This window comes from Labrenzia sp. C1B70, from assembly GCF_000475395.1.
GTDB classification, from domain to species: Bacteria; Pseudomonadota; Alphaproteobacteria; order Rhizobiales; family Stappiaceae; genus Roseibium; species Roseibium algicola.
Genome location: NZ_AXCE01000045.1, coordinates 209,715 through 224,222, shown reverse-complemented (window position 1 = coordinate 224,222; position 14,508 = coordinate 209,715). Strand labels below are relative to the sequence as shown.

At 59.8% G+C, this 14,508-nt stretch carries 12 protein-coding genes; 2 read left to right on the top strand and 10 right to left on the bottom strand.

What is annotated here, in order from left to right:
- Positions 1-7: 7 nt before the first annotated feature.
- The 5 genes from Q666_RS59025 to Q666_RS59005 form a co-directional block, all read right to left on the bottom strand.
- Entirely contained in the window at positions 8-1,597 is a 1,590-nt protein-coding gene (locus Q666_RS59025) for a dipeptide ABC transporter ATP-binding protein (RefSeq protein ID WP_022997672.1), read from the bottom strand.
- On the bottom strand, positions 1,594-2,424 hold the full coding sequence (locus Q666_RS59020; protein WP_022997673.1) for an ABC transporter permease: 831 nt from the start codon (positions 2,422-2,424) through the stop codon (positions 1,594-1,596). The genes Q666_RS59025 and Q666_RS59020 overlap by 4 nt, the downstream gene beginning before the upstream one ends.
- Entirely contained in the window at positions 2,424-3,371 is a 948-nt protein-coding gene (locus Q666_RS59015; protein WP_022997674.1) for an ABC transporter permease, read from the bottom strand. The genes Q666_RS59020 and Q666_RS59015 overlap by 1 nt, the downstream gene beginning before the upstream one ends.
- Positions 3,372-3,472: 101 nt before the next feature.
- The gene (locus tag Q666_RS59010) at positions 3,473-4,957 is read right to left on the bottom strand and encodes an ABC transporter substrate-binding protein (protein WP_031268049.1); all 1,485 of its coding nucleotides are present in this window, start codon (positions 4,955-4,957) and stop codon (positions 3,473-3,475) included.
- Positions 4,944-6,269 (bottom strand): acetylornithine deacetylase/succinyl-diaminopimelate desuccinylase family protein, encoded by a 1,326-nt coding sequence (locus Q666_RS59005; protein ID WP_022997676.1) that lies wholly within the window; start codon positions 6,267-6,269, stop codon positions 4,944-4,946. Before Q666_RS59005 ends, Q666_RS59010 begins: the two co-directional genes overlap by 14 nt.
- Before the next feature lie 86 nt (positions 6,270-6,355).
- On the opposite strand from Q666_RS59005, the gene Q666_RS66865 reads away from it, so the two are divergent.
- The gene (locus Q666_RS66865; RefSeq protein WP_031268051.1) at positions 6,356-6,895 is read left to right on the top strand and encodes a PAS and helix-turn-helix domain-containing protein; all 540 of its coding nucleotides are present in this window, start codon (positions 6,356-6,358) and stop codon (positions 6,893-6,895) included.
- 22 nt (positions 6,896-6,917) lie between these two features.
- Here Q666_RS66865 and Q666_RS58995 read toward each other — a convergent pair whose 3' ends face one another.
- The 4 genes from Q666_RS58995 to Q666_RS58980 all read right to left on the bottom strand — a co-directional run bounded on the left by Q666_RS58995 (position 6,918) and on the right by Q666_RS58980 (position 11,321).
- Entirely contained in the window at positions 6,918-8,069 is a 1,152-nt protein-coding gene (locus Q666_RS58995) for an ABC transporter permease (RefSeq protein ID WP_022997678.1), read from the bottom strand.
- The gene (locus Q666_RS58990; RefSeq protein ID WP_022997679.1) at positions 8,066-8,989 is read right to left on the bottom strand and encodes an ABC transporter permease; all 924 of its coding nucleotides are present in this window, start codon (positions 8,987-8,989) and stop codon (positions 8,066-8,068) included. Before Q666_RS58990 ends, Q666_RS58995 begins: the two co-directional genes overlap by 4 nt.
- 2 nt (positions 8,990-8,991) lie before the next feature.
- A complete protein-coding gene (locus Q666_RS58985) occupies positions 8,992-10,080 on the bottom strand; it encodes an ABC transporter ATP-binding protein (RefSeq protein ID WP_022997680.1) in 1,089 nt (362 codons plus the stop codon).
- A 101-nt stretch (positions 10,081-10,181) separates the two neighbouring features.
- Entirely contained in the window at positions 10,182-11,321 is a 1,140-nt protein-coding gene (locus tag Q666_RS58980) for a substrate-binding domain-containing protein (protein WP_031268053.1), read from the bottom strand.
- Positions 11,322-11,582: 261 nt separating this feature from the next.
- Here Q666_RS58980 and Q666_RS58975 point away from each other — a divergent pair, with 261 nt between their 5' ends.
- Complete coding sequence (locus Q666_RS58975; protein ID WP_022997682.1) at positions 11,583-13,064, top strand: PLP-dependent aminotransferase family protein; 1,482 nt, start codon at positions 11,583-11,585, stop codon at positions 13,062-13,064.
- 40 nt (positions 13,065-13,104) lie between these two features.
- On the opposite strand, the gene Q666_RS58970 is transcribed toward Q666_RS58975, so the two are convergent.
- Positions 13,105-14,448 carry an aminotransferase class III-fold pyridoxal phosphate-dependent enzyme gene (locus tag Q666_RS58970; RefSeq protein ID WP_200863720.1) on the bottom strand — a complete coding sequence of 448 codons (1,344 nt, stop codon included), beginning with the start codon at positions 14,446-14,448 and terminating at the stop codon, positions 13,105-13,107.
- Positions 14,449-14,508: the final 60 nt, after the last annotated feature.

Sequence of the window (14,508 nt, the reverse complement as noted above, 5' to 3'; positions counted from 1 at the left end):
TCCTCCCCTAAAGGATGCCGGCCGGAAGGACCGGTGCGGCAGCAACAAGTTGTTGGGTATATGGATGGTTCGGCCGGTCGAAGACCGTGTCCGTCGGGCCTTGCTCGACAATCTTGCCGGCTTTCATCACCAGCACCCGATCCGTTATCGAACGGACCACGCTGAGATCGTGGCTGATGAAGAGGTAGGTCAGGCCAAACCTGTCGGCCAGGTCTGCCAGTAGATCGAGCACCTGGGCGCGAACGGACACATCGAGTGCTGAAACTGCTTCGTCGAGAATGATCAGGTCCGGCTTGATGATGAGCGCACGTGCGATTGCGATGCGCTGACGCTGGCCACCGGAAAACTCGTGAATGTATTTGTGGGCATCCGACGCGCTCAGACCGACGCTTTCAAGAGCTTCGGCAATTGCCGCGTCTCGCTCGGCCCCTTTGGGCGGGTCAGAGAGCAGATGGAAAGGCTCCGTGATCAGCCTGTCCACCCGCCAGCGCGGATTAAAGCTTCCATAGGGGTCCTGAAAGACCACCTGCATGCGTCGGCGCACGATCTGGTTGGCGTGGTGATGGGTGAAGACAGGCAGACCGTCGAACAGAATTTCGCCGCCCTGCACTTCTTCCAGACCCAGGATAGCCCGCGTCAGTGTGGACTTGCCGCAACCCGATTCACCGACAAGACCGAGGCTCTCGCCCTTGCGGATCTCGAAGCTGACGCCATCAACAGCACGAAACTGCGTGGTCTTGCCCCACCATCCGTGTGTATGTCCGGTATAATCGCGCACGACATCACGCACCTGCAGCAGGGGCTGCTCCAGCGTTTCGTTGCCGCGTTCGGGCACATGGGCGGAGGCTTCCAGCAACGCGCGCGAATAGGGATGCTGCAGATTGCCGAAGAGCGTCTTGGCCGGACCGCTTTCGACCACCTCGCCCTGACGCATGATCACCAGATCGTCGGCAAGGTCGGCCACAACCGCGAGGTCGTGGCTGATCAGCATCAGCCCCATGCTGTCCTCGGCGACGAGACGCTTCAGAAGTTCCAGGATCTGTGCCTGGGTCGTGACATCCAGTGCAGTGGTCGGTTCGTCGGCAATCAGAAGCTTGGGCTTGAGCGCAATGGCCATGGCGATGACCACTCTCTGGCGCTGACCGCCGGAGAGTTCGTGCGGATACCGGCTTAACGGAAACCGTTCCTGCGGTAGTTCCGCGCGTTGCAGGGCATCCGCTGCGCGAACCATTGCTTCGGCTTTCGAAACGCGCTCGTGGATCAGGATTGTCTCGGCAACCTGGTCGCCGATGGTCTTCAGCGGATTGAGCGCGGTCATCGGCTCCTGGAAGACCATGCCGACGTCCCGCCCGCGCAGGCCACACATTTCGGCTTCGCCAAGCGACAGGATATCCTTGCCCGACAGATTGATCGAACCGGTGCAGGAAGCGCCGCCCGGCAACAGCTGCAGCACGGAAAAGGCCGTGATCGACTTGCCTGATCCACTCTCGCCGATCACCCCGAGAATACGGCCCGGCGCCACTTCCATTGAGACATTCCGGAGGATCTGAAGACCGTGAATGGAAAGCGACAGGTTCCTTATGGTCAGAAGGCTCATGTCCGGGCCCTCCTGAGTTTCGGATCGAGACTGTCCCGCAGGCCATCGCCAAGCAGGTTCAGTCCAAGCACCGTCAGAAGGATGGCAAGGCCCGGAAACAACGCCAGATGAGGCGCGAGCGATATCATCGTCTGGCTGTCTGCCAGCATCCGCCCCCAACTGGCAGTCGGCGGCTGTGCTCCGAGGCCGACATAGCTGAGCCCCGCTTCGGCGAGAATGCCCAGAGAGAACTGGATCGTGCCCTGAACGATCAGGAGATTGGCAACGTTGGGCAGGATGTGTTCCAGCGAAATACGCGCCGAGCCTTTGCCCGCGACCCGCGCCGCCAGAATGTATTCCCGGTTCCAGAGCGACAGCGCGGCGCCCCGCGTCAGGCGGGCGAAGACCGGGATATTGAAGATGCCGATGGCGATGATGGCGTTGAGCGCCGACGCCCCGAAGACGGCAGTGATCATGACCGCGATCAGAAGGCTTGGAAACGCAAACACAAGGTCATTGGCGCGCATGATGATCTCGTCCATCAGGCCGCCTTTCCTGGCAGCTGCCGCAAGACCGAGCGGCACACCAACAGCCATGCCGATGCCGACAGCCACCAGGGCAACGGCAATGGACGTTCGTGCACCGACCATGATCATGCTGAGAATGTCCCGTCCAAACTGATCGGTACCGAAGGGGTGCAGCCAGCTTGGCGGCTTCATTCGGTTGGCGATATCCAGCACTGTCGTGTCATACGGTACCCAGACGAGGCTGATAAGCGCGGCGGCCGTGAACAGAAGCGTCAGAATGGCGCCTGGCAGCAGTGTGCGGCTGTGGAACAGGACGCTCATCAACGTCGCCTCCGCAGTCTCGGATCGACCCAGGCATAGGCCATATCGACAGTGAAGTTGACGACGATGACCGCAAAGACCAGCAGCATCACGACGCTTTCGACCACGATCAGGTCGCGCGCGCTGATCGACTGAAAGACCAGCCTGCCGAGGCCCGGCAGGAAGAAGACATTTTCAATGATGATTGCGCCCGCCAGCAGGAAGGAGAATTGCAGCCCGAGGATCGTCAGCACCGGAATAAGGGCGTTGCGCACCGCATGACGCCAGAGTGCCTGCCCCTTGCTGAGACCCTTGGCACGGGCAGTGCGGATGAAGTCCTCTCCCAGCGTGTCCAGCAGGCTGGAGCGCATGACCCGTGTCAGGATGCTCGCCTGCGGCAGGGCCAGGGCGATGGCCGGCAGCGTCAGCGCCTTCATGGCGGCAAAGAAGCCTGCGTCCCACCCGGGAAACCCGCCGGCGGAAAACCAGCGCAGATTGATGGCAAAAACCAGCACCATCAGCATCGCGAACCAGAAATTGGGGATGGCGATGCCGAGCTGTGTCACGCCCATGACAGCGCCATCGGCGTGGGAGCCCCGGCGCGAGGCAGCCCAGATGCCGGCCGGAAAGGCGATCAAGGTGCTCAGCACCAGAGCATAGACCGCCAGCGGCAGAGACACCCAAAGCCTGTCGGCGATCATGCCTGCAACGGGCGTGCGATATGTGTAGGACGTGCCGAAATCGCCGACCAGAAGGCCACCCGCCCAGGCTGCATAGCGCTCTAGGATGCTGCCGCCAAGGCCCAGTTCTTCGCGCAGGGCTGCAAGCGTGTCTTCCTGGGCATTGAGGCCAAGCATGTAGGACGCCGGGTCCCCCGGCACCACTTCCAGCGCCAGGAAGATTATCACCGACGCGGCCACGAGGCTGAGCCCCAGGGACAGAAGGCGTTTCAGGAAATATTGCAGCATGAACGCGTCGCGTGCCTATCGGCAGTCAGATACCGGCAAAAGGAAAGGAGTGAAGGTGGATGCCCGCACACCGGGCGCGAGCATCCGCTTCGCGGTATGGGTCAGTCTTCCCAGTAGACCGCCGTCAGATCCGTTGCCTGGGTCGGTTGGTTTTCCCAGAGCCCCTTGATCTTGGCGTCGGCGATGGTCGGGAATGCAAGCTGGAACAGGTAGGTGTTGACGTAGTCCCTGGAGATCGTCTCCTGAGCCTGTTTCAGAAGGTCGGAGCGTTTTGCCGGATCGTTCTCCGCAGTCAGATCGGCAATGAGCTTCTGGAAGTCCGCATTGTCATACTGGAAATAGTAATCCGGCCGGGCATAGATGCCGATATCCATCGGCTCGGTATGGCTGACGATTGTCAGGCCGAAATCCTTGCCCTTGAAGACCTGCTCAAGCCACTGCGCCCATTCCAGGTTGGTGATTTCCGTTTCGATACCGACGGCACGGAGCTGAGCGGCGATGATCTCCCCGCCCCGGCGGGCATAGGATGGCGGCGGCAGCTTGAGTGTGGTGGTGAAACCATCCGCATAGCCGGCCTCGGCCAGCAGCTTCTTGGCGAGGTCCGGATCGTACTGGCTGCTCCCCGTCAGATCGACGTAATCAGGGTTATGCGGCGCAAAATGCGTTCCGATCGGCGTGCCGTAGCCGAACATCGCGCCATCGATGATCGCCTGCCGGTCAACCGCGTGTGCAATCGCTTCGCGCACCTTGATGTTGTCCAGCGGCGGCAACTTGTTGTTGGCTGCAAGAATGGTCTCGCCTTCGGTAGAGCCGACCAGCACCTGGAAGCGGGCGTCGGCCTCGAACTGCGGCAGGTTTTCCGGCGCTGGAAAACCGACGAAGGCGTTGACGTCTTCCGCCATCACGGCCGCAAAGGCAGCCGTCGGATCGGAAATGAACTTGAAGGTGACCTTGTCGAGCTTGGCCGGCTCACCCCAGTAGTCTGCGTTCTTTTCCAGATCGATCCGGTCGCCCTGCACCCAGTCGGTGAACTTGAACGCGCCTGTTCCAACCGGCTTGCTCTTGATATCGCCAATGGATTCCGGAGCGACAATAACCGCATCGCCCCAAGCCATGTTGAACAGGAAACTGCCGTTAGGCTCCTTGAGCGTTACCTTCACGGTCAGCGGATCCACGACTTCCACGCTCTCGATACCGGCAAACAGCGCTTTCTGGGCGTTCTGACTGTCGTCTGCGCTGGCACGATCGAGACTGAACTTGACGTCGTCCGCCGTCAGATCCGATCCATCGTGAAATTTCACGCCGTCGTGCAGCTTGAAGGTATAGGTCTTGCCGTCCTCGGAAATCTCCCAGCTTTCGGCCAGCCCGGGATTGACCGAACCATCCGGACCGAAGCGGGTCAGGCCTTCGAAGACGTTGGAGTAAAGGACAGAATCAATCGCGCCTGCAGCGGCACCAGTCGGGTCCAGATGTGGCGGTTCCAGTTGCATGGCAACCACGATATCGCTCTTTGCATGGGCCATTCCCATGCTCGCTGCCAGCGCCAAAGCACTGACCAGACCCAATCCAAACTTACGCAAACGCATGACTTCCCCCTTTATTGAGGCTGCTTTCGCAAGGCCTTGCCAACAGCTCGATCAGCGAACGGCCCATGACCTTCGCAGAATCGAGCATGTCATCCACTCCCACATATTCGTCCGGTTTATGTGCCAGATCCAGAATGCCCGGGCCATAGGCGATACAATTTTTCAGTTTGCCGATACGATCGATATGCTTCTGGTCGTAGGTACCCGGGCTGACGACATATTCAGCTTCACGGCCCATGGTTTCGGCAATGGCCTTGGCGACGGTCCGCACGACGGGCGCATCCTTTTCGGTCATGGTGGGCAACACCCTGTGCAATTCCCGCAAGTCATACCGGAACTTGTCGCGCCGTCCTTCAACCGTCTTCAGAACTTCCAGAACTTCCGCCTGCACGTCGTCGATATTTTCTTCCAGCAGGAACCGGCGGTCGATCACCATCCGGCAACTGTCCGGCACGCAGGGGCTCGGAAGACCGGTAAAGTCCGCATCGCCTTCCGATTGACCACCGTGGATGGAATTGATGTTGAGCGTCGACTGTTTCGCGCCTTCCGGCACCACCGGCATTTCGGTGCGCTTTTGCGCGAGCGCCGGAAACAGGCTCTGCTCCATCTCGTCGATCACCGCTCCCATGTGCCGGACGGCACAATCGCCGAGGAACGGCATAGAGCCATGAGCGATCTCTCCGAATGTCTCCAGCTCGGCCCACCACACACCTCGGTGACCGAGGCAGATCCGGTCCTTGTTCAGCGGCTCGGGAATGATGACATGCTGAACCCGGTCCGGACTAAAATAGCCCTTGCCTGCAAGATAGGCGACGCCGCCGTAGCCACCCGATTCCTCGTCGGCCGTTCCGCTGATCTCGATAGCTCCGGCAAAGTCCGGACAGACTGCAAGGAAAGCCTCGGCTGCAACGATGCTGGCGGCAAGGCCGCCCTTCATGTCACAGGCGCCGCGGCCGTAAATCTTGCCGTCGACAAGTTCCCCGCCGAAAGGATCCTTTGTCCAGCCGTGGCCGACGTCGACAACGTCGATATGACTGTTGAAGTGCACGCATTCGCCTGGCCGGTCGCCATCCCGACGCGCGACGATGTTCCAGCGCGGATACTTGTCGCTGTCGCCGGGTGTTCCATGCGCCCGGATCAGTTCGATGTCGAAGCCGGACCTGGACAGACGCTTCTGCAGATAATCGCAGATATCGCGGTAGTTCTCGCCGGGCGGGTTGAGCGTGGGAATGCGCAGAAGGTCCTGGGTCAACGCGATCAGATCCTCGCGCCTTCCGTCGATCTCCCGGATCAGGTCGTCTGCTAGCGCCATCCCGTCTCAGCCTCCCCTTGGTAAAAGCAACGAGAACTATGCTACCGTCAAACTACGGTGCCAATACCGTAGGAACACGGTGGAACATGACAGACCTCGACCAACTGGCCTTCGAAAACGCGCCCATGGGTTTGGCGCTGACCGAAAACCGGATCATTCGTGCCTGCAATCAGACATTCGTTGAGATGTTCGGGTTCAAGAAGTCTGAGCTGATCGGGCAGAGTTTCCGGCTGCTCTACGGCACGGATCAGGAATTTCACCAGATCCGCGACATTGGCCTGGAGCCCTTGCGACGGTCCCTGCCCTACACGGACGAGCGGTTGATGCGCCGGTCCGATGGAACGCCAATCTGGTGCCGGTTTCGGGCGCGAACGCTGACGCCGGAAACACCGCTGGCACGAATCGTCCTGAGTTTCGCCCTGATCGACAATGCAGCCGCCGGGCCTAAGCTGACACCGCGCGAACGAGACGTCCTGCTGCTTCTTTCCCAGGGACAGACCAGCAAGGAAATGGGCCGTGTCCTGAGCCTGTCTCCAAGAACCGTTGAGGATGTGCGCGCGCGGCTGTTGAAGAAGTTTCAGGTCAAAAGCGTTGCCGTGCTGCTGTCCCGGCTTTCCGGACAATAGACGGCACGCTTCTGTTCGCTTGTTACTCGCCTGGTTTCAAACCATTGGGCTTGAAGGCCCCGCCGAAGGGCGACGGATTGGCTTTCACCGGCGCTTCAACCGGCGCCGTGGACGCAGGTGCCTGGTTCTGCTGTTGCGCTTCCATTTTCCGGCGCTGCTCCTCCAGAAGTTCCTGCTGACGCGCGCGCTTGTCATCGAGGATCTGCTGTTTGCATACGCCAGCATCGTGCTGCGAACCCTGATAGGTGGCAAAGCCTGCAACACCCAGTAGGATCACGAAGATCGTCAGCGGGTGGACGAGCGTCCGCAGAACCGGATTGCCGTAAATGCGGGAACGCGCAGCAGTGCCGGTCCGCATCACTTCCTTCCGCCGCATGTGTGCTTCGTGGACCACTGCCCCGATCAGCGTAATACCGATGATGATGACCGCCAGCGCCGACAAGGAAGGGTCTGTCCCATGACGGACCTTGGAAGCCAGTGCCGTGGTGAACGTATTGCCGGAGAGGATCGTGAAGACGGTGGTGTTGTAGTTCTCGAAGGATGCCAGGAAGGTCAGAAACGCGGCAGAGCCGATGGCCGGCCACAGGAACGGCAACAGGATCTTGCGGAAGGCCTGTCCCGGCGTCGCGCCGAGATCGAGCGCGGCTTCCGTAAGGATCGGATCGAAGCGTTGCAGTCTTGCGAGAAACACCAACATCGCATAGGCGGAAATGAAGGTGACCTGACCGGCAAGCGTCAGGAACATGCCGTTGTAGAAGATCGAACCGTAGTCCGCCCCGACAGACCTGCCGAAAGCGCCCCAGAAGACAATGGTCGAGATGCCGAGAACGACGCCCGGAATGAGGATAGGCGTGATCAGCACCGTGTAGAGCGCCGCACGCAGGCGCGGTCCGAGCTCCGATAGCGCAAGCGCTCCCGCCAGCCCGATCGGCACGGCAATGACCACCACACTGATGGCGATCACCAAGCTGTTGGCCAGCCCGCTCATAAGACGGTCATTGGCGAAGAGGACACCAAACCAATCCGTCGTGAAGCATTCCCATGGCGTGATCCGCGGGAAAGAGGACGAATTGAACGCCGTGATCACCATGATGATCAACGGCCCGAACAGGAAGGTGAAGAAAAGCAGGGAGAAGCCTGCCGCGACCACGCCGCCGCCTGTGCCCCGGTTCATCGGCCGATCTCCCCGATGGAGACCTTGAAGATCCGCATCAGCATCATGACGAAGGAAATGCAGACAATCAGCAGGATCACCGCATAGGCCGAACCGCGTTGCCAGTTGGCGCTCTCGTTGAACCACTGGTAGATGAGCTGGGTGAACCAGAGATTGGAAGGACCGCCGAGAATCTGGGGTGCTGCAAGCGCACCTGCCGTCAGCATGAACACCATGGTTGCCCCGGAGGCGATGCCCGGCTTGGCAACCGGCAGCACCACCCGCCAATGCACCCGCCACCAGCTTGCGCCCATGTCCCTTGCCGCTTCGATCTGGTTGCGGTCGAGCGCCTCGACAGCATTGAAGATCGGGAACACCATCAGAAGGATGTAGGCATAGGTCAGCCCGGAATAGAGCGCGACGTCAGCCCGGATGAAATCGACAGGCTGATCCCAGAGCCCCACCGACATGCCGATGCCGTTGATGAGGCCCGTGGAGCCGAACAGGACACGGAAGGCGAAGGCACGCAGGATCTCGTTGACCCAGAAGGGCACGATCAGGCCGATGACCATCATCCGCGCCGCCACGCCAGTGGCCGAATGAGCGAGAATGAAGGCAATCGGGTAGCACAGAAGAATGTCGATACAGGTGACGAACACCGCCGCGATCAGGGTCTTGAACAGGATACCGATATCGAGCGTGTTGACCGTGCCGTCGTTGCCTTGGAAAAAATAAGAGTAGTTTTCAAGAGTATAGACATCTTGCGGTCCACCGACTTCAGCTGCCGGCAGGTTGAACCGGAAGGAATAGTCGAGCATTGCCACCTGCGGCAGCGTGATCAGGCAGATGACCCAGAACAGGACCGCCACGGCGACGAACGATGCAGCGCCAAGACCATGCTTGCCGGAAATTTCCCTGAATACATTTTGAAGCGCTTTCATCCTCACGCTCCCGCAAGTGCGCCATGCGGCAGGACGATTGCCTGCTCAGGCGTGAAGCCGAGCGATACAGCACCACCGGAGAGATTGTCCGGCGCACCGCCGAGGTTGACCCGGGTGAGCCGAAGCTGGACACCGTTCGCTTCCAGGAACATCTGCCGCGAATTGCCTTCGAACTCTTCCTTCACCCAGTTTGCTGTCAGGCTGTTGGTGGCGCCTTCGCCAAGGCTCAGTTGCTCAGGCCGAATGAACAGGATGCAGTCTTCGCCCGCCTTGTACTGGCGCCCGCCTGCTGCCCTTCCCTGCAGGCGGCCGAGTGGCGTTTCAACGGAAACCAGCGCTTCCGACTGCTGGGCAACCTTGCCTTCGATGGCATTGGTCTCGCCCACAAATGAGGCCACAAACGAAGTCTTCGGCCGATTGTAGATGGTTTCAGGCGGGTCGACCTGCTCGATAACGCCGGAGTTCATGACCGCGACACGGTCCGACATCGTCAGGGCCTCACCCTGATCGTGGGTGATATAGATGAAGGTCAGCCCGACGCGCTGCTGGATCGCGCGCAATTCGGTGCGCATGTGGTGGCGCAGTTTCAGGTCGAGCGCGGACAGTGGCTCATCAAGAAGCAGAATATCAGGCTCGACCGCCAGCGCACGGGCAATCGCCACGCGCTGTCGCTGACCGCCGGAAAGTTCGTGCACCTTTTTGTCGCCGACACCGGGAAGCGCGATCATGTCCAGAAGTTCGTCTGCCCGCTTGCGCCGGTCCTTGCGGCCGATGCCCCGGACCTCCAGCGGAAAAGCGATGTTGTCGGCGACGCTCATCAGTGGAAAGAGAGCAAGGTTCTGGAAGATCAGCGCCGTCGGGCGCTTGTTCGGGCCGATGCCCTTCATGTCCTGCCCGCCGATCAGCACCCGACCTTCGGACGGATCGGAGAAGCCGGAAATACACCGCAGCAAGGTGGTCTTGCCACAGCCGGACGGCCCCAGGAAAGAGAAGAACTCGCCGCCCTTGATGACGAGATGTGCATTGTCGACCGCGGTATAGGCCCCAAAACGAATGGAAACGTGATCCAGAACAATATCTTTTGTGGCCATGGCGCTCTCAGAAGGACGGCGGGAAAGGGAGACGGAAAAAGGGCGGCCTGGCGCCGGACGCATTGCGCCCGGCACCCGCCATAGAGAAAGCCGGAGAGGCCTTAAGCGGACAGGAACTTGTTGGTGTATTCGGTCCGTTTTTCCGAGTACCAGGGGGCTTCCGCCGGCCAGGCGTTCAGGCTGTCCAGCGCTTCACCCGGGTAAGCATCGGCAAAGTTCTTGGCATAGATTTCGCCGCCGAATTCGGCCGCGCCGATTACCGGTGAATTGTAGCCGTGGGTCTTGATGGCTTCGCCGGCGAGCTTGGCGTCATAAGCCGTCTCGATGAAGGCGTAGATCTGGTCGATGTTCTTCGCCCCCGTCGGCATGGCAAGCCCATCGACCCAGGCCATCGCACCTTCCTTCGGCGCCCGGTACATGACCGGCTCACCAGCCGTTTTCAGGGCAAGCGGAGGTCCGTCCCAGGTCTGGCCGACGATCACGCCTTCGTTCAGGAGACCGTTCTTCTGGGTATCCGCATCGTTCCAGATCAATTTGATGTTCGGTTTCTTGGCGATGGCGGCCTCAACGACCTTGGTCCAGACCTCGTCCATCTTTTCCGGGCTCTCGTAAGCAGCCCACATGGAACCCGGCTCCAGTTCGCCGCGGCCTTCAAGGCCGAGGCCGAGGCCAAGCAGCATGGAATGTCCACGGCCCATTGTCTTGCCGGCATTGGCTTCATCCCAGACATCGTAATAGCTCGGGAATTCGCCGCCCGGAACAAAGGCGTCCGTCCGCCAGGCAATGCCTTCCGTGCCCCAGATATGCGGCAGCCAGAAGACGCCCTTGCCGTCGAAGTTCCAGTGGGATTCGCCAAGCGCCATTGAAGGGTTGACCTTGTCGAGCGCGACCTTCGACATGTCGAACGGCTGCAACAGGCCAAGTTCTGCCCACAGAAGGTTGCGGTTCACGGTCGGTGAAACGATGTCGAAGCCTTCGCCGTTGGTGGCCTTCAGTTTGTTGATGATCTCTTCATTGGAGCCGATGCCGGTGAAGTTGATCTTGATGCCGGTCTTGTCCGTAAAGCCGTTGACGAAGCTTTCCGGCAGATAGTCCGACCACATCATGATGTTGATTTCACCGGACGAGGCCAGCACGCTGGAGCTGACGATTGCCGGCATGGACAGCCCTGCGCCTGCCGCGGCTGCGGTTTTCAGGAAATCGCGCCGCGTTGCGGATGCTCCCTTTTTAAAACTGATCATGACTTCCCCTTCACTGTTGGTCTCACCAAACTGTTCCTCGTTCTGGCGCGTTACAGGCCGCATTTTTTTGGAAAGGGTCGCATTGCCCGGACGATCCTGCGCCGCGTTGCAAGAAAGGATATTGCGGTGCAATATTCACCCTTAGAGCCAGAGAGTGAAAACTATGGAGCCAGAGGAATTGCCCGGCTTTGCAGGTTCGGGAAACAACTTCAAACTGCCGCCTTCGGGCCAACCGAATTCAGGGACGACCAAAAAGTTCAAATGCTTGCGACCTATTTCGACACGCCCTTCGATCCGGGCAGACGATTGCAGCACCAGATTCAGGAACGGCTTATCGAGGCCATTCTGGACGGCGTGTGGCCCCTGCACGAACCGCTGCCGGCAACCCGTGTCTTTTCCAGCGAGATAAAGGTTTCCAGAAACACGGTCGCCATCGTCTATGAGAGACTGGTTGAGGACGGTTATCTGAAGTCGGTCAGCCGGCGCGGGTATTTCATCAACGAACGGCACATCCGCGAACAGCTCAACATCAGGGTGGATGATCACGCCAAGGACATCCTGCCCACTGCGGAGCACCCGTTCAATCCGCAAGCCTTTCTGACCTACAGCTACGCGGCCCAGGAAAACATTTCAAAACCAGCCGACTGGCAGTCCTATCCCTACCCTTTCATCTATGGCCAACTTGCTCCGGACAAGACATCCGTCGCGCGCTGGCGCGATTGTGTCCGGTTGGCAGGCACTGCCCAGCACGCCCCGACCTGGATCGGCGATCTGGTCGATCAGGACGACCCGATGCTGGTCAACCAGATCATCCGCCGGATGCTGCCGCAACGGGGCTTCCGGGCAGAGCCGGACGAGATTCTGGTAACCGTTGGCGCCCAGAATGCCCTCTTCCTGGTGGCACAGCTCTTTTGCCGGCCCGGGGTCAGGACGGACATGGAAGAACCCGGCTATGTGGACACCCGCAACATCTTCCAATCCTTTGGGGCAGAGCTGAAGTATCACCCGGTCGATTCAAACGGCATGCGGGTTGGAGACGAGCTGAAGGGGGCACGACTTGTTTACGTGACACCCGGCCATCAGTCCCCAACCAACGTCACCATGTCGATGGAGCGGCGTCTGCGGCTGCTGGCCCATGCTGAAACACATGATTTCATCGTCCTGGAAGACGACTATGAGCATGAGCTGAATTTCATCGGCGCACAGAAACCGTCCTTGCGCAGTTTCGACCGTACCGGACGCGTCATCCACGTTGCCAGTCTTTCCAAGGCCCTGTTTCCGGGATTGCGGCTCGGTTTCATCGCTGCGGACAGGCGCATTATCAGAGAGCTTCGGGCACTCAGACGCTTGATGTATCGGCACCCCTCAGCACTCGACCAGCGGGCGATGGCGATCTTTCTGTCCGAAGGCCATTACGATTCCCATATCCGACGTCAGCGAAAGGTGCTGTCGCAGAAATGGAAGAAGATCTTCAGGCTCATCGAAACGCATCTGCCGACCTGCCAGGCAACAGTCACGACGGGTGGGTCAGGCGTGTGGATCAGGCTACCGGAGAGTATCCGCGCTGCGGAACTGCAATCGAGAGCCGCGCGGCAAGGTCTGCTGATCGAGGCAGGAGATGACCGGTATTTCTCCCCGAATAGTCCTCGAAACCGGATCCGCCTGGGCTTCGGTGCAATTGCTGAAGAAAAGATGGAGCCGGGCATCAAGCTGCTCGGACAACTTCTGGCGGACAGCAGGTAGCGACCCCGGCTCAAAGCCGGGATACCCCGTGACTGGCAGCTTACAGCTCTGCCTTGCCCAAGACCTTCTGGAGGACATCGATCATCATCGAGAGATCTTCTTCCGATATAGTGAGTGCCGGGGCGAAGATCAGCGCATCGCCGGTTGCTTTGACATGCAGGCCTTCGTCGAACAGCTTCCGCTGCACCAGAGATCCCTTTGCTCCCGGCGTTTCGCCCGGTGTCAGCTGAATACCGGACATCATGCCATGACCACGCAAATCGTGGACATGAGGCAGATTGCGAAGGCTGAAAACGCCATCGAGGAATGTTGACGAGAGGCTTGCCGCCCTCTCGAAAAGACCTTCGGTCTTGTAGATGCCAAGTGTTGCCAAAGCTGCGGCGCAGGCAACCGGATGGGCGGAGTAGGTATAACCGTGCATCAGTTCCGGCCGATCCGCGGTGATGGAATCAATGACGGCCTTCTGGATTTCCGTCTTCACCGCGACAGCGCTCATGGGGATCGCACCGTTGGTAATCGCCTTCGCCATCGTCATGACATCCGGTGTGACACCGAATTCCTGTGCCGCGAAGGCCGAGCCCGTCCGGCCAAAACCTGTGATGACTTCATCGAACACGAGCAGAATGCCGTATTTATCGGCAATCTCGCGCAGTTTCTGCAAGTACCCGACGGGCGGCACGATAGTGCCGATAGAACCCGCTATCGGCTCGACGAAGACCGCGGCAATGGTCTCGCCACCGTAGGTCTTGCAGATCTCTTCCAAATCTTCGGCAATCCACGCTCCGTCTTGCGGTTGCCCTCTCGTGAAGCGCTGATCCTCGTTCCAGGTGTGGCGCATATGGACGACGTCACAGGTAACGCCGGAAAAGTCCCGCCGGTTGTTGACCATGCCCGCCAGTGACGTGCCGCCAAGGTTGACCCCGTGATAGGCCCACGCCCGCGAAACAAAACGGGTGCGCTGAGGCTCGCCTTTGGCCTTGTGATAGGCAAGGCAGATCTTGATGGCGGAATCGACGGCTTCAGACCCGGAAGACCCGAAAAAGATGCGGTCGAGACCTTCCGGCAGAATTCCACTGAGCGCTTCGGCAAGTTCGAAGGAGATCGGCGCCGCGCGCTGGAAGTGCGGGGAATAATCCAGAACCTGAAGCTGCTTGTAGACGGCTTCGGCAATCTCCTTGCGGCCATGCCCCGCTGCACAGGTGAACAGGCCTGAAGATCCGTCCAGGATTTCCCGCCCCTCGGGCGTCCAATACCGCACGCCCTCCGCCCGCGCGAACATCTGCGGTTCCTTGTGGAAGAGACGGTTATTGGTGAACGGAAGCCAGTGGTGATCCATGTTGATCGGCATCTGGGTCATGGCGCAGGGTCCTTCAGATCGGAGCATTCCCATCACTCCTAGGACCAGTCGCAAACCCGCCGTAGAGCCAGCGCTTGAATTCATAGG

What these genes read in the sequence shown, in the direction of transcription:
- Q666_RS59025 (WP_022997672.1), bottom strand. Translation starts at nt 1,597, where the DNA reads ATGAGCCTTCTGACCATAAGGAACCTGTCGCTTTCCATTCACGGTCTT.
- Q666_RS59020 (WP_022997673.1), bottom strand. Translation starts at nt 2,424, where the DNA reads ATGAGCGTCCTGTTCCACAGCCGCACACTGCTGCCAGGCGCCATTCTG.
- Q666_RS59015 (WP_022997674.1), bottom strand. Translation starts at nt 3,371, where the DNA reads ATGCTGCAATATTTCCTGAAACGCCTTCTGTCCCTGGGGCTCAGCCTC.
- Q666_RS59010 (WP_031268049.1), bottom strand. Translation starts at nt 4,957, where the DNA reads ATGCGTTTGCGTAAGTTTGGATTGGGTCTGGTCAGTGCTTTGGCGCTG.
- Q666_RS59005 (WP_022997676.1), bottom strand. Translation starts at nt 6,269, where the DNA reads ATGGCGCTAGCAGACGACCTGATCCGGGAGATCGACGGAAGGCGCGAG.
- Q666_RS66865 (WP_031268051.1), top strand. Translation starts at nt 6,356, where the DNA reads ATGACAGACCTCGACCAACTGGCCTTCGAAAACGCGCCCATGGGTTTG.
- Q666_RS58995 (WP_022997678.1), bottom strand. Translation starts at nt 8,069, where the DNA reads ATGAACCGGGGCACAGGCGGCGGCGTGGTCGCGGCAGGCTTCTCCCTG.
- Q666_RS58990 (WP_022997679.1), bottom strand. Translation starts at nt 8,989, where the DNA reads ATGAAAGCGCTTCAAAATGTATTCAGGGAAATTTCCGGCAAGCATGGT.
- Q666_RS58985 (WP_022997680.1), bottom strand. Translation starts at nt 10,080, where the DNA reads ATGGCCACAAAAGATATTGTTCTGGATCACGTTTCCATTCGTTTTGGG.
- Q666_RS58980 (WP_031268053.1), bottom strand. Translation starts at nt 11,321, where the DNA reads ATGATCAGTTTTAAAAAGGGAGCATCCGCAACGCGGCGCGATTTCCTG.
- Q666_RS58975 (WP_022997682.1), top strand. Translation starts at nt 11,583, where the DNA reads ATGCTTGCGACCTATTTCGACACGCCCTTCGATCCGGGCAGACGATTG.
- Q666_RS58970 (WP_200863720.1), bottom strand. Translation starts at nt 14,448, where the DNA reads ATGCTCCGATCTGAAGGACCCTGCGCCATGACCCAGATGCCGATCAAC.